Raw genomic sequence first — 18,657 nt, 5'->3', positions numbered from 1 at the left:
TAGGGCGAGGTCTAGACAGACTTAGACAGCGATGTGACAGCGAGATTGGATGTCAATGCAATCACGTAAAAAGGTAACTCTACGTTAAGATAAGAAGCCCATTTGACGTTGACAAAAGTTGACATTGAAACTCGCTAAATCGTTCCTTGAAGAGCAACAAGATCACAACAAGGCTAAATCAATTATACACCACAAGATCACCACAAGAGTTAAGATTAGGTCAAGGGTTCAAAGCCCATGTAATGTTGAGTTAAGCAAACCCCATGAGAGGGATGACATTAGGGTTACATACAAAGTCCATGTGATGTTGATAAATGTTATGGTTGAACAAAGCCCCTTAAAGGGCTTAGGATTAAATCAAACCCCATGTAAGGGGCAAGATTAGGGCAAGGGTTACTCAAAGGGAAATAGATATGAGCGAAGACAAAAAACAGTCTGATAATGACATTGTTTACACCGTTGACGGTAAACCTTTAAGCACACCTGATGAACCCTATGATGACTTCATGTGTCTCATGCTTACTGATGGTTCTACGATTGCTAGTAGTGGTGTAGTTACTGTTATTGGCAGGAAAGTTCCAAAGACAATTACGTCATCAAATGGGCAAGAACTAGAATTACCTATTCCTTTATCACCCTCTCTCAGAATCACTCGAGAATCAAGGTCATTTGACGAACTTTGCGTAAATAATCCATGGTATAAAAGGGTTTGGGCGTACTTGAATAAACTTTTTATTTCAAAATAGCGAGCACATCACAATGGAAAATAAAACGGACGAAAAGCCTAAAAAGAGGCTGAGTCAGAAGGCATACAAAAGGAAAAAAAGGGATAACATAAGGATAACGTTCACAACTAAATGTAAACCTCTTAAAACCTCTTATGTTAAACGCGTCTAAAAGTACACAGTCTAGTTTTGGGATGACACAGCAACGGCAAGATCACGGCAAGGGTTGACAATATTAAATGCCAAACGAACTCCATTTAGGCTACCCCTTTACAATGCTTATCTGAACACTCAAGTTACTCTATAAGGTTTCACCATATGGGTTCGCCGCCAAGCAAATTCCAATTTGTACGTGACTTGCCAAATCCATTTCAATAACATGGCTAGGTAGTTAAGCTTCCATTGTTACCATTTTTAAAGCTTGTCATAAAGATACTGAATAAAATTCTTCTCACATAATCTGTAGATAACCCCTCTTGACTGAACGAGCTGATTCTCAACAAATTGCGTTTGTCTCATTCCATACATCACTCCAGTTTCTTTATAAAGGGAAAACCCAATGTCTCGAATGCAGTCTTTAGAAAACCAATCATCGTAATGGTAAATGCTTCCTTCAAACGCATGAACGATTGGCCGTTCTTCATACCTAGTTTTTCCGGTTTGGTTATCAATGTATGTGAACTGTGTGCACCAAAACTTTTCATAAATAGGTTTGCTATAGATGGAATTATAATCCGTACCACCGTATTCGAGGATAGCTGATTTCGTATGGGGCAAAAATCTTATCCCATTTATTGATTCCTTATCATTTGTTGAACGCACTGGAAGTAAAAAATGATAAGTAATGCCGCTCACTCGTAGAGCCTTAACAAACGGGGCATTACAAACAAAACCCGAATCAGTCAGCATTTTCTTTAGAAGTATTTTAGTGTCATAAGTTTCTAATATTGACTCTGACAGTGACGGTATTGATGTGAAAAGTGAAATTTTTGGATCGAAACTTGCTGAATTAGTCGATGGATTCGCTAGAATATACTCTACCAAATCTGCCATCAGTTCATTCTGTCCTTTTTCTGTACGTATATGTAATTCTTTAATTATGGCTTCATGGACTTCACTTGCACTTGCATTGATATTAAATGCGAGTATTAGAAAAAATAAGATTAGTTTGCGCATAATAACTCCTTTTATACTTAATGTTACTGACTGTCATCTCTAGAAATAAACTCTACCACTAACTAAAACTAAATACTTGGGTGGGCAATCTAATTCCACCACCCCAGATAATTTACCATTTCTAATTTGATGAATATCAGCTAAGTAAACAAAAAGGGAGTCCTAGGCGCGTCACCTAAATTTTTTATTATCACTTATAGCGACCCATCGATTTAAGCCTTACTAATACGATTAACGAAAGTTAGCTCATGATTCAACAGTCCATTATGGAGGCAAATACTTCACTGGTTAGACATTATAATTGGTTGATTGATCTAGTCTCAGTGCTTTGGTCTGCTTTCAAATGTAAAGTGGTCGCATGGGTAGGGGCGGGTCAAAAGTCTACAGTCGTATAAACCAGTACCGACGACACAGCTTTTCTTACACACCCGCAACTTTCAAAACTTTTTATACACCCGCGAAATTAAAAACTTTTATAATCTCATTGCCTAGACTATTTAAACTATTTTCCTTGTATGGCTCCAGCATTAGTTAAATTCCAATACGAATCAATAAGTGCGTTTTATAACTTTTACATCAAAGATTAGCAATGGTTTTACAAATGGGTCATTTTTGAACTGTTCAAACCCAAATATATGTTTAAGATGAATCACTTAGACCAAGCAAGTAAAAAAGGGATATTACGAGTGGCAATAATTTTTCATCCTAAAGTAGGGCAAATCTTGATGTGTGACTTCAGCAAAGGATTTGAAGAACCAGAAATGGTTAAAAAGCGCCCCGTCTTAGTTGTAGCACCATCAATCGTGGGTAGAGGGAAGCTTGTTACAATAATATGTTTAAGCACAACTGAACCTAACCCAAAGCAGAATTATCATTATGTGCTGCCAAAATCGTCATTACCACAACTGGGTAATTTCCAGTCAAAAGATACTTGGGTAAAGGCGGACATGATTTATACCGTAGGCTTTAATCGGTTAGAAGCAATAAGATTAGGTAAGCGAGATCCTAATACTAATAAGCGGGTTTATTTCACGGATAGGCTAGGGCGTGAAAATATGAAGGGGATTTATAATTGCTTATTATGTGGTTTAAATTTAGGAGGCTTAAGTAAACATTTATAACCATAGACGCACATAGACGTATTTAAAATATAGCCACCCTCCTTGAAATACCACATAACGTGATATATAATTAATGTGTTCCTGCTCTGCAATGCATCAGGCTTTTGAGACTGTACACAGGTCTGTCCTGTACAGCCAGCCCAGAACATGCGATGACAAGCTATCTGACGCTGTGTTTTAGGCTCCTTTATGGAGCCTTTGTCATTTTTAAGGGTATTGAATCTTAATAACCCTAAACTTTCCTTACATTCTTATAACTTTGAAATTATTTTACTGGTCAGATGAGCGATGTAATATTTAAAGTATCAATTTATATTTTAGTAACATACTTGGTAACACGCGAGCACCAATTAAATAGCATTACTTAATAAAATCAATGAATTGATGCCAATTCAAGATTCCGAGTCTGGCACCATTATTCTAGAAGCCCTGAACAGCAATGTTCGGGGCTTTTTAGTTTTTAAACCTCAACCACTTACGTTAACTGAAATCACTTAAACTCCCCCTGTAATGCAAGAATAATTACTGCGACACCCATTATTATTCAATCAAATATTTAGAGTCATTTAATAGTATTTACAATGACTGGCTTGTTAATTTAATCAAGCTAAGTATTCTAGCTATCTATAGGCTAACATTATCGGGCATTCTTCTAGAATTAATCCGAATAGATAGTTTGAGGTGGTTGTTCCTTTTGAATCGACATGGTCTGAAAAAACAAAACGATAATGAAAAGCTGGACCTACTTAGGCCCGTAGCTTACTTTTTTGCGTTTCTCTATTTTTTTCTGACGCTGACACATTTTTTTCTTCTGCAAGAAACATTTAAGTGGATTCTGTTTACTTCAGCTCTATTGACGGCAACCATAAGTCTTTTCATCGGACTTAAGGCATCCAATATTCCTTCGCCCCGACACAGCCTGATTATCCTTTTACTGATGCTCATGGCTAGTTCAAACAGTTTGCTACATTTATGGTTTTCTGAAGCACCAGAACAAACGACTAACATATTCGTTACGATTATCGCGACAGGAATTGTGTTATCAAATCGTAACCACTGGGCAGCTTCAGTTCTGTTCAACTGGATAGGATGGATCACCATTACCATGACACTTGAAATGGCGTTAACCCAACATTTTTTCTTCGCTATGGCCATGAGCACTCTACTTAGCTGGTTTGCCCATCTGGCGCGAAAAAAATTGGTTGAAAAACAACTGGAACTCGAGCAGGAGAGAGACATTGCAATACAACATGAGCAGGAGGCGAAGGCCACAACCGAGGCAAAAAGCGCATTTTTAGCTAACATGAGTCACGAAATTCGCACCCCAATGAATGGCGTCATTGGAATGATTGAACTTGTGTCAAATTCAACGTTGGATGAAGAACAGCAAGATTTTGTTGCAACAGCAAGATTTTGTTGCAACAGCAAAGCGAAGTGCCGAGTCACTCATGATTATCATCAACGACATCCTAGATTTCTCAAAGATAGAGGCTGGTGAACTGACTCTCGAACGGGTGGAATTTGATGTAGTGCAGGTTTTTTCGGAGTTTATTCATGATCAACAATTTCTAGCTAACAAAAAAGGATTGAAGCTCAAGTTAGAAAAGCAATACGTTAAGCAAGCAAAAGTTGTGGGCGACCCACACCGAATCATCCAAGTTATGAACAATCTCCTATCTAATGCTATCAAGTTTACGGAATCGGGCAGCATCTTAGTTCAATATAATTTGAATACGCACGATGATCATCTCTGCCTTAGTGTGGTGGTGACCGATACTGGCATTGGTGTTAGCGATGCCTCACTACCCTACCTTTTTGATTCGTTCTCGCAAGCAGATATGTCAACAACAAGGAATTTTGGCGGTACAGGTCTAGGTCTGGCGATAACCAAGCAGCTCTGTGAATTGATGGGTGGTGTTATAACGGTGCAAAGTAAGTCAGGAGAGGGATCAGTGTTCCAATTTTCAGTGCTGCTTGCTATTCCTGATCCTGCGATAACCCAACAAGAAAAGCCACGCGCTAGCACGTCTTCAATAAATTTTTCTAACTTACGCGTTCTTCTAGTTGAAGATAATTTTATCAATCAAGAGGTGATGATTGCCATATTGAAAGGCTTAGAAATTAAGGTAGATGTTGCCGACGATGGGATTGTCGCGCTTACTATGCTCACTCATTCCCAGTTGCCAACATATGACCTGATACTTATGGATTGTCAGATGCCTAATCTAGATGGCTACGAAGCGACACGACGCATACGAGCAGGCGATGCTGGCGAACTGTATAGTAAAATTCCCATAATAGCCCTTACTGCAAACACCATGAATAGTGAGCGCGAAAAGTGTCTTGACGCAGGCATGAACGAATATCTCACCAAGCCAATAAACACCGATGTATTGAAATCAATACTGGCGGAGTACCGGCCAACCTAGGGTTACATCGATTGATTGTGCTTCCATCGAAAGCAGCCATAGGCCTATTTTGACCATCCTACTTCTGCTTTTCGCTTAAAGACACCGTCCACATTAAATTGCACATGATTATTCAAAGTATTGAGTAAATTTTTCATTTTTCATTTCGTTTTATATGGTTATTTGTTAGCTTAGTAAATTAAACCAGTTTAGATGTGAGGACGGCCTCACCACTCTTTTTTTATCAGGGGACGACCCCTATATTTGACAGAGTGTGTATATGTATTGGTTCATCTTAGTTGTTGCAGGACTTTTTGAAGCTGGCTGGTTAGTTGGAATTCAAAAATCTAATTCGTTTACAAACATTCCTTACGTAATATTTGCCGTTGCCTCTATGGCACTTAGCTTAATCTTATTTTCAATAGCATTAAAAGAGATACCTATTGGTCATGCATATCTTGTCTGGCTAGCGGTAGGCGCATTATCAATCTCAACAATCAACCACTATTTTTTTAACCAGCCCCTTACAAGTTACCAATTGCTTTGCTTTTGCTTGATATTTATAGGTGTGGTTGGACTTAAAATATCAACTTAATTCAACCAATAAACTGAGGAACAAAAAATGTCTGGTGAAACCAATTTAACAAAACTAATCGCTTCAATGGCACCTACTTTAACCGAAAATGAGTATGTATTTGGAATTCTCGATAACATAGATTACACCCAGCTAGCGCTGTTAAACCCTATAGGTACTTTTCAAGAAAAAGAGGGATTAACTATTATTGTAGCAAAACACAAAGCGGATGAATTTAACATTGCGTACTCTGGCGTGTTCAAATGTATCACCTTAAATGTACATTCAAGCCTCGATGCTGTCGGTTTAACCGCCGCAGTATCCAACAAGCTAACTCAATCAAATATTAGCGCAAATGTTGTTGCTGCGTACTACCATGACCATGTGTTTATTGCGTCTAAAGATGCTGAGAAAGCACTAGCTGAATTAAATGATCTTGTTCAACATGGAATTGAAGATTAGATGACAGATGCAAGCAGTAAAGACGTTATGTGTGTGTCAGGCTGTTGACAAGCATCACAGCCTGGGCACAATTTTGCTTGCCAGACTAAGCTCTACAACATAATGAAAATTCTCTATATTCACCTTAATATCTATATAAATGCCTATAGATGAAGGCCAGATTCATACTAACCTTGTGACAAATGAATGTACATTTGATCTAGATTTAACGATATTAGATTTATTGTGAATACCCGCCAGCTTAATCTAAGGCGAACAACATTACTTAGTACTATTTAGAGGTTGCCCAAAATGGCCAGTAAAAAACGACGTTTAATCATGATGTGTTTTTGTGTGATGGCACATGGTCAATTATTGGCAGATACACAGGTGAACCTCTCGTCGGGATCATTAGTTGGCACAAACGCCGACTCAAACAACATTGTCGCATTTAAAGGTATCTCTTTTGCCGCGCCTCCAGTGGATACCTTGCGCTGGAAAGCACCGCAGCCTGTTTCGCCTTGGCAAGGAACAAAGCAGGCGACTGAGTTTGGACCGCAGTGTATGCAAAACCTTATCTATGATGATATGAAATTTCGCTCTTCGGGTATGAGTGAGGATTGTTTGTATTTGAACGTTTGGACACCGAATAACATAAAAGCAAAAAAACGCCCTGTTCTACTGTATTTTTATGGTTGGGGGTTTGTTGCTGGGGATGGTTCTGAGCGACGCTACGATGGCGCCAGTATGGCGCGCAAAGATATTGTAGTGATAACCGCAAACTATCGCTTAGGGTTATTTGGATTGATGGCTCACCCGTTATTATCTGCTGAAACCTCGTATCGAGGCAGTGGCAATTATACCTTCTTAGATCAAGCAGCCGCGCTACAATGGGTGGTTGAAAATATTGCGGCTTTTGGTGGTGATCCTTCACGTATAACTATTGCAGGGGAGTCGGCAGGTTCGGTTTCTGTCAGTGCCCTCATGGCCTCTCCTTTATCAAGGGATCTTGTCGCTGGTGTTATAGGTGAAAGCGGCTCTATTCTTGGCCCACCACTTATGGCCATACCTTTAACTGATGCTGAGAAGAAGGGGCAAGCATTGGTCAGTGCGATAGCAGGTGACACGGCTAATTTAAGCGACTTGCGGAAGATACCCGCAACACAACTCTTGAACTTGGCGAATAACGCTGATTTCACTTGGTTTAGTCCAACTATCGACGGGTATTTTTTACCTTTATCTCCCCAAGAGCTATATGCCAATAAACAGTTTTCCCAGGTGCCTCTATTGGCTGGGGTCAATTCTCAGGAAGGGAGTTATCAAAACATTTTAAAGCAAAATGAACCAACAGTTGCGAATTACAAGGAAGCACTTCAACGCCTGTATCCCCATGCTTTTGAAGAAGTTTTCAGCTTATATTCAGCAAAAAGCCCTAAACAAGTGATGGATGCTGCACAGGATTTAGCCTCTGATAGGTTTATCAGTTATGGCACTTACCATTGGATGGACACTGTTACCCAATCTAGCAGCCAACCCAGTTTTTATTATAGCTATCAGCATATACGCCCAGTGAACGTAGAAAAGGAAACGCCTAAAAGTCCCCCTAGAGGTGCCACTCATTCTGCAGAAATTGAATATGTTCTGGGTAACTTGGATGTGAATAAGCTATATAGGTGGCAAGAAGAAGACTACAAAGTATCAAAGATAATGCAGCAGTATTTTGCCAATTTTATTAAGTTTGGCGATCCTAACAGCAAAAATTTACCGTCTTGGCCCTTGTTCGCTGAAAATAAATTGATGGCCCTATCTATTCAACCAAAAGCGCTATCAATTGATACGCTCAAAAAAAATATACTTTCCATCAAAAGGATTTACTCAAGATAAAATAAGGGATACGTCATACCAATGGTTAGTGGTATGACGTATCCCTTATGAAGATTATTTACTCGGTACTATTTTAAATATTCCAGCACCATCGGTAGCAACATATAGATACCCGTCAGCGCCTTGCTTAACATTGCGCACACGGCCTATGTCGGGAAACAAAATTTCTTGGCTGAGTACTTTGTCTCCCTCTAATTCAAGGGCGACTAGATAGGCAAACTTTAATGATCCCACTATAATTTTACCCTTCCAATCTGGATAAATATCGCTAGTGACGAAGGTCATGCCTGATGGTGCGATAGAAGGAACCCAATACCATTGTGGCTGTTCCATGCCCTCTTTAGCAGTCAACTCGGTAAAAGACGAACCACTATAATTGACCCCAAAGCTAATCACTGGCCAACCATAATTTGCACCTTTTCGGATTATATTGATTTCATCGCCACCTTTAGGGCCATGTTCGTGAGTCCAGATATCGCCAGTTACCGGATGCATTGCCATGCCCTGTGGGTTGCGATGACCATATGAGAAGATAGAAGGGTTTGCGTCTTTTTGTGCAACAAATGGATTATCTTTAGGGATACTGCCGTCGCCGTTGATACGGTGTATTTTACCTGCATCTCTGTCTAATCGTTGTGGATTGACGTCACGGTTTCCTCTATCACCACTGGAAATATACAAATAACCTTGTTTATCAAATGTTAGGCGGCTGCCGTAATGTTGACCTTTAGTGGTGTTGGGGCCAGCTTCAAAAATAACACTTTGTTCGGTCAGTTTAAAATCTTGTAACTTAGCGCGCACAACGGATGTATGAGCACCTTGACCCTCACCTTCTAGGCCAGAATAAGAAAAATAAATAAGATTATTTTGAGCATAGTTTGGATCAACTGCGACATCCAATAATCCACCTTGGCCTTCAGCCCGAAGTTCAGGCAAACCTGTGACCTTTTCATTTAATAACACGCCATTGCTGATAATCCGTAATTCACCTTTGCGATCGGATACCAGTATGGTTTTTTTGTCTAACCAAGTCATACCCCAAGGGATATCTATCCCCTCAGTGACAAGTTGGTATTCATAAGATTGAATGCTACCTGAGCCCGAATTTTTTGGTTGCTGGGCGTAGGCTGATCCCGTTAAAACAACACAACAGATTATGCCTAATAGGCGTGCCATTGTTACCATTATTGATACCTTTTGTGAGAATTTAACTAAACATAAATATTACCACTGAATCTAGAAATTACATCAGTCAAGTTTAAGATTAGGGTGTTTAATAACAATTAAAATTTACATCCTTTAAACAAAAAATACGAATTCACTTAAATTTGTTAGTTAAATAGTTGTTCACAAAACATTAGTCGTTATAATCTGTTCCAGTTTTTTTAGGTAAACAACGCCTGACTTGGAGAATATTGTGAAATTTAAAGTCTTATTATGTATCTGTATGGGTGTTTTTAGTGTCTTGGCAGTACAAGCACAAGAAATGAGTGAAGCTGATATTAAGGCACGTATTCAGCCTGTTGGTAAAGTGCATGTAGCCGGTGCAAAAGATGAGGTGGCATCTACAGGACCAAGAACAGGCTCAGAAGTTTACGCCAAGGCATGTGTTGCCTGTCACAGTGTGGGTGTTTTAAATGCTCCTAAATTTCAAGATGCAGCAGATTGGGCTCCTCGTATGGAACAGGGCTTTGATACCGTGTGGAAAAATGCAATCAATGGTATACGCGCCATGCCACCAATGGGTACATGCGGCGATTGTTCAAATGATGAAATTAAAGCGGCAATCGAACATATGATTGAAGGTATCTAGATTTAGAATATCATCTGAAACCTTGGCGTAAAAAAGACCACTTCATAGTGGTCTTTTTAGTCTGAATAGTTTACTTTAGATGATTGGATTTCTGTACTTGTACTAATATAAAGAACCATTAATTTAGCTAATGACATCTAAAAATAACGCCAACCAACTGTCATTAGAGGAACTGCGAGAGCTTGTTCCTCAGTTGCAGAAGATCACAAAAAAATACAAACATTCTGAATCCATTCAAAAATCGCTATTTGATATTTCAGAACTAGCCAGTTCAATTAATGAGTTATCCAGTCTTTACCCCGCAATTCATGACATCATTGGCGACTTGATGCCCGCTCAAAACTTCTTTGTCGCCTTTTATGAAGAAGAAAAAGACATTATTGATTTTGTCTATTTTGTGGACGAATTCGACGAACAAATAGTTTCACACGTTTCAGCTGACGACTTAAAAAACAGTATCACCGGCTACATACTTCGCACCGGTAACCACCTATTCCTTCCCCAAGAAACTTATCATCAACAACTGGCCGATATATCCGTAAAAGATATAGGCGCAGATCCTGTTGATTGGATTGGTATCCCCTTAAAACGGGGCTCACAAGTAATAGGTGCAATGGTTGTACAAAGTTACGACGAGTCGATTCGTTACAATCAGGAAGATTTAGAAATACTGCTATTTGTTTCTCAGCACATAGTCAACTGTGTAGATAGAGTCAAAAGTCGAGAGTTGACAGAAAAAACGATTCGCCAACGCACTAAGCAGCTAAGGCAAATCAATGATGAATTACAAGAAGAAATCAGCGAAAGACAAAAGGTAGAATCCTTACAACAGGCTTTGTTTGAAATATCTGAGCTTTCAGCCTCAGTTGAAGGAGACATGGATGATTTTTATGCTGCCATTCATGACACGTTATCGCGCTTAATTGGTGCGCCTAACTGTTATGTCGCAATGATAAGCAGTGACAAAAAAACGCTGCACTTTCCTTATTATAAAGACGAAGTGCAATCAAAGATTGAACCGCGTCCAATGAGCTTAGGGCTTACTGAATATGTTATTAGGCATGGCAGCGCTGAACTGATAGACGGTTCTAAAGTTCAGCAATTAATCGACTCCAATGAGCTATCTGTAATAATGGCTGAAAGTGAGTATCAAGAAATGGATTCATGGATTGGATCGCCACTAATTATAGAGGGTGAAATCTGTGGCGTGATAGCTGTACAAAGTTACAACAAGAAAAAACAATATAACTTTAAGGATTTAGAATTTTTACGCTTTGTTTCACATCATATTGCAGTGGCACTAGGGCGTAAACAGTCTTCCGATGCGATTAAAGCGTATAATCAGAAACTTGCGGAAGAAGTAAAAGAGCGAACAGAAGAACTCAATAGCACGAATTTATTTCTGCAAAAACAAATTGAAGAACGCTTACAGGCACAGCAACAGCTGGAACATGACGCGCAACATGATTCGTTAACAGGCTTGGCAAATCGCGTTTTATTCAATAGTCGGCTCGAACTGGCACTTGCCAGCAAGCAACGTTATACGGAAAGTAATTTTGCGGTAATCTTTATTGATTTGGACAGATTTAAACAAATTAATGATTCATTAGGACACATGGCAGGAGACCTTTTTTTAAAAGAGGTGGCCGTTAGAATTAGCTCATGTATCCGAGGTCATGATTTACTCGCCCGCTTGGGTGGCGATGAGTTTGTTGTGCTTTTTGACAATTATGATTCTCCAAACGATGTTGAAGAAATATCTGCGCGTATTATCAGTGCTATTGCCACCCCCTTTAACATTGAAAATAAAGATATGTATTCAGGTGCCAGTATAGGCATTGCCTACATTGAAAGTGGCTACCAAACCGCTGATGAAGTGCTACGAGATGCAGATGCAGCCATGTATCAAGCAAAGTCACTAGGACGCGGGCGTTATATTGTTTTTGATAAGACGATGCGGGATAAACTCCTTGAAGAATTGGAAATCGAAGGCGAGTTTAGACAAATACTCAAAGCTGAAGCCTTTGAAAGTTATTCGCAACCAATCATTAATTTAGCCACGCAAGAACAGATATATCAGGAATGTTACGTTAGATGGGAACATTCCAGTATAGGTAAAATCAAGCGAGATCAGTATTGGCAAATTGCAGAACAGTGTGGCCTTACCGTAGAAATGGATAAGTTCATGCTAACCAAAGCTTGCGAGATATTACAAGATTGGCAATTAAATGAAGTCGATGGCAATAAACAGATTGCGATCAATTTATCCATTCATCATCTCACTCAAACGACTTTAGCAAAACAACTGATAGAGCAAGTAAAAGAAGCAGGCGTTGACCCCAAACAACTGGTCATTGAATTTGATGAAAATGCACTAAATCGCCGCTCTCAGTTTTTCCTACCGGCTATCAAAATATTAAAACGCGCCGGCATAACTCTAGTATTGGACAATTTTGGCAGTGGCTTAGCTTCTTTAAGTTATTTGTATTCTTACCCATTTGATTACGTAAAAATAGATCACTATTTTGTGAAAACGTTACCTCGGTCTGAACGAAACTTAAAATTAATTCAATCTGTGTTGTCCATTTCTGGTCACTTGAAGTTTAAGTTAATTGCCAGCGGTATCAATACCCAAGAACAACACCAAGCATTGTTAGATGCAGGCTGTGAGTTTGGGCAGGGTAAATTTTTACAAAAAGCCACTAAAATCAAATTGACTGAAGTAAAAGTTTAAGTTCATCCTTAACTCTTATTCATCATGTTTCGCAGATTGGCAATGCCCACCTGAGATTTTTGCTGACGTTCTTGTGCTGACACTTTTGGCTTTTTATGCTCCCACACCAAATCATCTTGTGGCAATTCGTATAAAAATCGACTAGGCTCAGGATTGATCACCTCACCATATTGACGCCTTTCTTTAACTAAGGTCATAAACAAGACCTTTTGCGCACGGGTTATACCCACATAAGCTAAACGCCTTTCCTCGTCGATATTTTCTTCCTCAATACTGCTTTGATGGGGTAATAACCCCTCTTCCATGCCGACCATAAAGACATAGGGGAATTCCAGCCCTTTTGAGGAGTGCAAGGTCATCAATTGTACTTGGTCTGTTTCTTCGGCATCTTCGCCACGCTCCATCATATCCCGCAGAATGAGACGATTAACCACCTCTTGAAGTGTCATTGGCGGGTCGAGTTCACCGCCTTCAAGCATGTTGCTGATCCAGCCAAACAAAGTGCTGATATTCGCCATGCCCATTTCTGCGGCCTTTGGGCTAGTACTCGACTCATACAACCATTCTTCGTAACCCATTGTTTTGATCATTTCTCGAATTGTCGCAATGCCATCACCTCTGACCGCTCTGTCTGATAATTCGACTATCCATCGGCTAAATTGCTCTACCGAGACTAAAGCCTTACCGGTTAACACATCCTGAAGATTGGGATCGAAAGCAGCTTCAAACATAGAAGAGCGATTATGATTCGCTAAATTACCAAGCTTTTCTAAACTCACTCGGCCAATGCCTCGGGTAGGTGTATTGATCACTCTCAACAAGGCATTGTCATCGTCTTGATTTACCAATAGGCGTAGGTAAGCCATGATGTCTTTGACTTCTGTTCTGCCAAAAAACGACATGCCGCCGTTAATTTTATAAGGAATACGGTTACTCATCAGTACTTTTTCGAACACCCGAGATTGGAAATTTCCTCGATACAAAATCGCATAATCTTTAAATTTGGTAGCCCCCATAAACTTATGAGCCATTAATTCAGCGACCACACGTTCAGCTTCGTGATCTTCATTTTTGGCAGTAATCACCTGTAGAGGCTCGCCGTAACCCAGCTCAGAGAATAGTTTTTTCTCAAATATATGGGGATTATTCTGAATAAGAATATTGGCACAATGCAAAATGCGTTCTGTGGAACGGTAATTTTGCTCTAGTTTAATGACTCTTAACTTAGGAAAATCAGTTTGCAGTAGCACTAAGTTTTGGGGTCTTGCGCCACGCCAAGAATAAATAGACTGATCGTCATCACCTACCACAGTGAATCTGGCTCTTTCACCCACCAAAAGTCTAACCAGTTCGTATTGGCTGGTATTGGTATCTTGGTATTCATCCACCAGCAAATAACGTATTTTGTTTTGCCATTTTTGCCGCACCGTTTCGTTATTTTTTAGCAGTACGGTAGGCAGTAAGATCAGGTCGTCAAAGTCTAGGGCATTATAAGCCCGTAAATGATTGTAATAACGCTGGTAGAACTGAGCATGTTCAACATCGCTGGGAGATAGAGTCTTATGTTTTAAATCTTCTGGTAAAATAAGATCATTTTTCCAATTAGAAATACAACTTTGCAACCCAGACAACAATTCTTTGTCACCATCAAACTCGACCTCGGTTAAGTCTTTGAGCAGCGACATGCTGTCTTTGTCGTCAAACAAGGAAAAACCAGGTTTTAAACCTAAGGTTTTAACTTCAGATTTAATAATATTCAAACCAAGGGTGTGAAAAGTAGATATTTTTAACCCCCGCGCTTCCTTCTTACCTAGAGTTTGTGCCACACGCTCTTTCATTTCTCGCGCGGCTTTATTGGTAAAGGTCACTGCGGCGATATAACGAGCAGGTAGCTCACACTCTCTGACCAAGTAAGCTATTTTATTGGTGATAACGCGGGTTTTGCCACTGCCTGCGCCGGCTAACACTAAGCATGGCCCAGAAATAAAATTTACAGCTTCGTTCTGACCAGGGTTGAGATTCATGCTAAATTAAACAGCCAATGATGACGGGGCGGTGATTGTAAGAGAATATGCTGTTTAGTCCAAGTAGATTAACAATGTATAACTTTTTATAGCTCGATCCTAAATTTCACTTTAAAAATGTCAATTTATATTCGAAAGGTACACAGACTCTCATGCTAAATCCTAAAAAACTCGAAGAAATCGCTAAACAAATCTCTGATGCAGTGCCTCCAAGTATGAAAACAATGGCAGAGGGCGCAGAGGCCAAAGTAAAGCAAGTATTACAATCTCAAATCAGCCGTTTAGACTTTGTTAGTCGTGAAGAATTTGATATTCAAAGTCAAGTACTCATGCGCACTAGAGAAAAATTGGAAGCTTTGGAGATTCGTCTCGCCAAATTAGAGAAACTCGAAACATAAAACCAAACATTTTTTATTAGGGATATAACAATTAGACGCTATTTAAATTGATGCGGGGTAAATAGCGTAATGTCCAATAATCCCTACCGCCAACACCAAACCTACATAATGATTATGCAAAAAAGCCTTAAAACACAGGCTTCTATCTCGATCTTTAATTAACCTGTGCTGATACAAAAACAATCCCATGCTGATAACTAACGCCAGATAAAAAGGCCAGCGTAAGTTTAAGTATAGTGCTACGGCTGTAAGCAGTAACAAGCTAAGTATTTGTAGCAGCATTATGATCAACTTGTCATATTGACCAAATAAGATAGCGGTTGATTTGACCCCCACTTTGATATCATCGTTTTTATCAACCATGGCGTATTCAGTGTCAAAAGCGACAGTCCAAGCTAAATTAGCAAAATACAATGCCCACACGACCCAATCTAGCGGTTGTCCTATTGCCACAAAAGCCATCGGAATAGACCAGCCAAAAGCAGCACCAAGTATGACTTGAGGCAAATGAGTGTAGCGCTTCATGAAAGGATAAATGGTGGCTAATATCAATCCACCCACTGACATCAACACCGTTGGCCAACTTAATGTTGAAACCAGTATTAAGGCGAAACATAAAAGCACAAAAAATAGACCCAAGGCTTCTTTTTCAGTGATCTCTCCTGTCACCAAGGGTCTGGTTGATGAACGTTCCACTAAACCGTCTACTTTACGATCTGCGTAATCATTGATCACACAACCAGCTGATCGCATCACCACAACGCCTAAAACAAACACCACAAGTATATGTAACTCTGGAATGCCTGCTGAAGCTATCCACAGAGCCCATACGCAAGGCCATAGTAATAAGTAGATACCTATGGGTTTGTCAGCACGTATTAAGCGCCAATAAGCGTTTAACTTTGCAGCTGGTAGTTTCCCTATGTTACCCATATTAATCTATTTCATCTCTTGATAAGCGGGTGAATTAGGTAGAAAGATCTCACTGACTGTCATTTGCAGATCTTCATAGGTAAATGCCGAGCGGCGACCCCACAGTTTCATCTCAGATTCTATGTGTAATTTTTCTAGAAAAGCTTTACTTGGAGACATATGAGTTAATTCAAATGGCATTCGTTTAAATCGTTTGTCATTAAAAATCAATTGACCCAAAGGTTTCGTGTTGAGATTAACAAAATCACTTTCGCACAATCGTTGTGGAATAATTGAGCGAGCAAATACCCAAGGTTGATTATCACCCCACAATAACACTTCTCTGACTTGCCATTCTTGTAGTTTTAAGTCTTGCTTGGGAGCAGATACTCGTTTAAATTCTTCAAGAGTTATCTGCGCCTGCCGTTGACCTACTAGAGTCAATTGAAATGACTTACAGTGTGATTGAAGCCTTTCGGTTAACGAGCCTGTATCTAGCAACCAATTTTTTAAACATGGGCTGGGAATAGTAAAGAGCTTAGGTTCAGCCCAAGGTGACAGAATACCGACCGGAAAAGTATAAGATAAGTTCAATTTCATAACATTTTTGAGTAGCGAAGATGAATAATAACAAGTGCATGGCTTAGACTAAAGTTAAATACCGTTCTAACTAATTTAGTTTTGCGAGCCTAGCTAAAGTTGTTAAGCTTACAACCACTGTAGTGGAAACTCACAAAAGAAAATAACGATGAAAAAAACTATATGCCTACTTGTTAGTTTACTAACCCTTTCAAGTTATCACAGTGTGATAAACGCACAAGAAGTGGTCAGAAAAAGTTATGCTTATTTCAGTCTCGAACCAGATATAGTAACCAACTACTTAGGCTCTAGCGCAAGAAAGTTAGGTTTTGTCAGGGTATCAATAGAATTGATGTTAGAAGACCCAGACTTTCTTGAAGCCGCAGAACACCACTCCCCACTAATGAGAGCGGCAACTATTGAGGTGTTTGGTAGCCAGCCAGAAAAAAAAGTTAAATCGCTGACTGGTCGCGAAGATATTAGGCTTAGCTGCTTAGAAAAACTTCAAGAATTGATGCTCAAAGAAACAGGCTCTAAAATGATAAAGGATGTTATATTTACTAAGTACCTTTATTACCAGACCTAAATTTCAGACTATTGGGTGCTGAAACTTTTGGCTCTGGCAACCAAAAACCAAGCAAATAAACATCCACAAATTAGCCCCACAGTGTGTGCGGTATTTGCCATATTCACAGGTAGAATATCCAGATAGCCTACCACTAACCAAACCAATAAAAAGCCAACAATGGGTTTAGGCAAAGATAATCCCCAACTGGGTTTTAACCAACCCAACCACCAAACACAGCCCACTAAGGCATACACTACACCGGAAAGACCACCAAAGTTGGGACCACTAACCAACAGCTGAGCAACATTAGACGCCGCAGCAGAAAATATAAATAGCATGAGCAAACTACTGAGGCCAAACGTTTTTTCAATTTGTTTACCTAATGTCCACCACCACAGTAGATTAAATGCAATATGCAGAACTGAGAAATGGACCAATGCTGGTCCCAATAGTCGCCACAACTGGCCAGTTTCTAAAAGCATCGTAAAGGGTTGGATTTTTAGCCACGAATAAGGTGATGAAACGCCGACCATGGCCAATAGATAAATCACCAAACAAATGACCAATATACTTGACGTAAACGGAGCCTGTTTTAAGTCATAGAGCGTTTTAGCTGCAGAAAAAGATTTATCAGGGATTAACTTAACCGTTTCACCAGACTGCCAAGCAGCCGTTTGGTATTTTGCGTTATTCGGATTAAGTACAAATTCTTCTGCCAATTGTTTGGCTTTGATTTGATCAGATGACTCCAGCAACATCACTGCATGAGAATACTCATTAGCTGAATACTGATACTCAGCCTTAACGCCTTGCTCAATAAGATAAGTAGTGAGTAATCTTGCTGGTTGCTCTTTGGAAAAGGCGACTAACTTAAGCGGGGTAGACAAACGTATTATACTTCCTATAATTTTTAAACATCTGGCTGTGAAACGTCAAAGGACTGGTCTTTGCGCCACGCCTCAAATCCACCGTCTAGGCTATATACCTCTTCAAAACCTTGGTGAATTAAAAACTGTGCGGCTTGTTGGCTACTAATACCATGGTAACAACAGACTATCACGGGCGTATCAAATTCCACATCGGACATAAAACTATGCAGCGAACCATTCGTTAAGTGAGTAGAATCTTTAATATGCCCAGCGGCAAAAGCAGCGTCGTCGCGGATATCGACAATTCGTACCATGCCTTCAGACAGTTTTTGTTGTGCCTGTTGCACAGATATATGGGCAAATTGCTCCATCTAGATGACTCCCCTCATAAATTTATTGTTAACCTGAACGGGATAAAGAGTTCAGGTTAC

At 39.7% G+C, this 18,657-nt stretch carries 18 protein-coding genes; 11 read left to right on the top strand and 7 right to left on the bottom strand.

What is annotated here, in order from left to right:
- Positions 1-413 precede the first annotated feature (413 nt).
- Positions 414-746 (top strand): hypothetical protein, encoded by a 333-nt coding sequence (locus CXF95_RS15550; protein ID WP_101199553.1) that lies wholly within the window; start codon positions 414-416, stop codon positions 744-746.
- Between the two features lie 393 nt (positions 747-1,139).
- Here CXF95_RS15550 and CXF95_RS15545 read toward each other — a convergent pair whose 3' ends face one another.
- Positions 1,140-1,901 (bottom strand): hypothetical protein, encoded by a 762-nt coding sequence (locus tag CXF95_RS15545; RefSeq protein ID WP_101199552.1) that lies wholly within the window; start codon positions 1,899-1,901, stop codon positions 1,140-1,142.
- Positions 1,902-2,587: 686 nt separating this feature from the next.
- Between CXF95_RS15545 and CXF95_RS15540 the strand changes: the two genes are divergently transcribed.
- From CXF95_RS15540 to CXF95_RS15520, 6 genes are all read left to right on the top strand, one after another.
- The gene (locus CXF95_RS15540) at positions 2,588-3,022 is read left to right on the top strand and encodes a type II toxin-antitoxin system PemK/MazF family toxin (protein ID WP_157828158.1); all 435 of its coding nucleotides are present in this window, start codon (positions 2,588-2,590) and stop codon (positions 3,020-3,022) included.
- Positions 3,023-3,965: 943 nt separating this feature from the next.
- Positions 3,966-4,520: a HAMP domain-containing sensor histidine kinase gene (locus CXF95_RS30730; RefSeq protein ID WP_232787874.1), complete on the top strand. Its 555-nt coding sequence runs from the start codon at positions 3,966-3,968 to the stop codon at positions 4,518-4,520.
- Positions 4,471-5,451, top strand: coding sequence for an ATP-binding protein (locus CXF95_RS30725; protein WP_232787873.1), 981 nt, complete (start codon positions 4,471-4,473; stop codon positions 5,449-5,451). Before CXF95_RS30730 ends, CXF95_RS30725 begins: the two co-directional genes overlap by 50 nt.
- Before the next feature lie 259 nt (positions 5,452-5,710).
- Positions 5,711-6,025, top strand: a complete 315-nt coding sequence (locus tag CXF95_RS15530; RefSeq protein ID WP_101199550.1) for a multidrug efflux SMR transporter — start codon at positions 5,711-5,713, stop codon at positions 6,023-6,025.
- A 27-nt stretch (positions 6,026-6,052) separates the two neighbouring features.
- Positions 6,053-6,466 (top strand): ACT domain-containing protein, encoded by a 414-nt coding sequence (locus tag CXF95_RS15525; RefSeq protein WP_101199549.1) that lies wholly within the window; start codon positions 6,053-6,055, stop codon positions 6,464-6,466.
- Positions 6,467-6,757: 291 nt separating this feature from the next.
- Entirely contained in the window at positions 6,758-8,329 is a 1,572-nt protein-coding gene (locus CXF95_RS15520) for a carboxylesterase/lipase family protein (RefSeq protein WP_101199548.1), read from the top strand.
- Positions 8,330-8,383: 54 nt separating this feature from the next.
- Here CXF95_RS15520 and CXF95_RS15515 read toward each other — a convergent pair whose 3' ends face one another.
- The gene (locus CXF95_RS15515) at positions 8,384-9,505 is read right to left on the bottom strand and encodes a PQQ-dependent sugar dehydrogenase (RefSeq protein ID WP_232787872.1); all 1,122 of its coding nucleotides are present in this window, start codon (positions 9,503-9,505) and stop codon (positions 8,384-8,386) included.
- Between the two features lie 241 nt (positions 9,506-9,746).
- On the opposite strand from CXF95_RS15515, the gene CXF95_RS15510 reads away from it, so the two are divergent.
- Together CXF95_RS15510 and CXF95_RS15505 are read left to right on the top strand one after the other, a co-directional pair.
- Positions 9,747-10,142 carry a cytochrome c5 family protein gene (locus tag CXF95_RS15510; RefSeq protein WP_101199546.1) on the top strand — a complete coding sequence of 132 codons (396 nt, stop codon included), beginning with the start codon at positions 9,747-9,749 and terminating at the stop codon, positions 10,140-10,142.
- 130 nt (positions 10,143-10,272) lie between these two features.
- Positions 10,273-12,876, top strand: coding sequence for an EAL domain-containing protein (locus tag CXF95_RS15505; protein WP_101199545.1), 2,604 nt, complete (start codon positions 10,273-10,275; stop codon positions 12,874-12,876).
- 8 nt (positions 12,877-12,884) lie between these two features.
- Here the strand turns inward: CXF95_RS15505 and rep are convergent, their stop codons facing one another.
- Positions 12,885-14,900, bottom strand: a complete 2,016-nt coding sequence (gene rep / locus CXF95_RS15500; RefSeq protein WP_101199544.1) for a DNA helicase Rep — start codon at positions 14,898-14,900, stop codon at positions 12,885-12,887.
- A 152-nt stretch (positions 14,901-15,052) separates the two neighbouring features.
- Here rep and CXF95_RS15495 point away from each other — a divergent pair, with 152 nt between their 5' ends.
- Positions 15,053-15,298, top strand: a complete 246-nt coding sequence (locus tag CXF95_RS15495) for an accessory factor UbiK family protein (protein ID WP_101199543.1) — start codon at positions 15,053-15,055, stop codon at positions 15,296-15,298.
- A gap of 42 nt (positions 15,299-15,340) precedes the next feature.
- Here CXF95_RS15495 and ubiA read toward each other — a convergent pair whose 3' ends face one another.
- Positions 15,341-16,231, bottom strand: coding sequence for a 4-hydroxybenzoate octaprenyltransferase (ubiA, locus tag CXF95_RS15490; protein ID WP_101199542.1), 891 nt, complete (start codon positions 16,229-16,231; stop codon positions 15,341-15,343).
- Between the two features lie 6 nt (positions 16,232-16,237).
- Positions 16,238-16,810 (bottom strand): chorismate lyase, encoded by a 573-nt coding sequence (locus CXF95_RS15485; protein ID WP_232787871.1) that lies wholly within the window; start codon positions 16,808-16,810, stop codon positions 16,238-16,240.
- Between the two features lie 148 nt (positions 16,811-16,958).
- Between CXF95_RS15485 and CXF95_RS15480 the strand changes: the two genes are divergently transcribed.
- Positions 16,959-17,375, top strand: a complete 417-nt coding sequence (locus CXF95_RS15480; RefSeq protein WP_101199541.1) for a flagellar basal body-associated protein FliL — start codon at positions 16,959-16,961, stop codon at positions 17,373-17,375.
- 8 nt (positions 17,376-17,383) lie between these two features.
- Here CXF95_RS15480 and glpG read toward each other — a convergent pair whose 3' ends face one another.
- Both glpG and glpE read right to left on the bottom strand, forming a co-directional pair.
- Positions 17,384-18,244: a rhomboid family intramembrane serine protease GlpG gene (glpG, locus tag CXF95_RS15475; RefSeq protein WP_101199540.1), complete on the bottom strand. Its 861-nt coding sequence runs from the start codon at positions 18,242-18,244 to the stop codon at positions 17,384-17,386.
- A 23-nt stretch (positions 18,245-18,267) separates the two neighbouring features.
- Positions 18,268-18,597, bottom strand: coding sequence for a thiosulfate sulfurtransferase GlpE (gene glpE / locus CXF95_RS15470; protein WP_101199539.1), 330 nt, complete (start codon positions 18,595-18,597; stop codon positions 18,268-18,270).
- Positions 18,598-18,657 lie beyond the last annotated feature (60 nt).

The organism is Paraglaciecola sp. MB-3u-78, assembly GCF_002835935.1.
Lineage (GTDB): Bacteria > Pseudomonadota > Gammaproteobacteria > Enterobacterales > Alteromonadaceae > Paraglaciecola.
This window is presented reverse-complemented; position numbering and strand designations above follow the sequence as displayed.

Bases quoted from the DNA above. Each gene is read 5' to 3' on its own strand.
- CXF95_RS15550 (WP_101199553.1), top strand. From the start codon at position 414: ATGAGCGAAGACAAAAAACAGTCTGATAATGACATTGTTTACACCGTT.
- CXF95_RS15545 (WP_101199552.1), bottom strand. From the start codon at position 1,901: ATGCGCAAACTAATCTTATTTTTTCTAATACTCGCATTTAATATCAAT.
- CXF95_RS30730 (WP_232787874.1), top strand. From the start codon at position 3,966: ATGGCTAGTTCAAACAGTTTGCTACATTTATGGTTTTCTGAAGCACCA.
- CXF95_RS30725 (WP_232787873.1), top strand. From the start codon at position 4,471: ATGATTATCATCAACGACATCCTAGATTTCTCAAAGATAGAGGCTGGT.
- CXF95_RS15530 (WP_101199550.1), top strand. From the start codon at position 5,711: ATGTATTGGTTCATCTTAGTTGTTGCAGGACTTTTTGAAGCTGGCTGG.
- CXF95_RS15525 (WP_101199549.1), top strand. From the start codon at position 6,053: ATGTCTGGTGAAACCAATTTAACAAAACTAATCGCTTCAATGGCACCT.
- CXF95_RS15520 (WP_101199548.1), top strand. From the start codon at position 6,758: ATGGCCAGTAAAAAACGACGTTTAATCATGATGTGTTTTTGTGTGATG.
- CXF95_RS15515 (WP_232787872.1), bottom strand. From the start codon at position 9,505: ATGGCACGCCTATTAGGCATAATCTGTTGTGTTGTTTTAACGGGATCA.
- CXF95_RS15505 (WP_101199545.1), top strand. From the start codon at position 10,273: ATGACATCTAAAAATAACGCCAACCAACTGTCATTAGAGGAACTGCGA.
- rep (WP_101199544.1), bottom strand. From the start codon at position 14,900: ATGAATCTCAACCCTGGTCAGAACGAAGCTGTAAATTTTATTTCTGGG.
- CXF95_RS15495 (WP_101199543.1), top strand. From the start codon at position 15,053: ATGCTAAATCCTAAAAAACTCGAAGAAATCGCTAAACAAATCTCTGAT.
- ubiA (WP_101199542.1), bottom strand. From the start codon at position 16,231: ATGGGTAACATAGGGAAACTACCAGCTGCAAAGTTAAACGCTTATTGG.
- CXF95_RS15485 (WP_232787871.1), bottom strand. From the start codon at position 16,810: ATGAAATTGAACTTATCTTATACTTTTCCGGTCGGTATTCTGTCACCT.
- CXF95_RS15480 (WP_101199541.1), top strand. From the start codon at position 16,959: ATGAAAAAAACTATATGCCTACTTGTTAGTTTACTAACCCTTTCAAGT.
- glpE (WP_101199539.1), bottom strand. From the start codon at position 18,597: ATGGAGCAATTTGCCCATATATCTGTGCAACAGGCACAACAAAAACTG.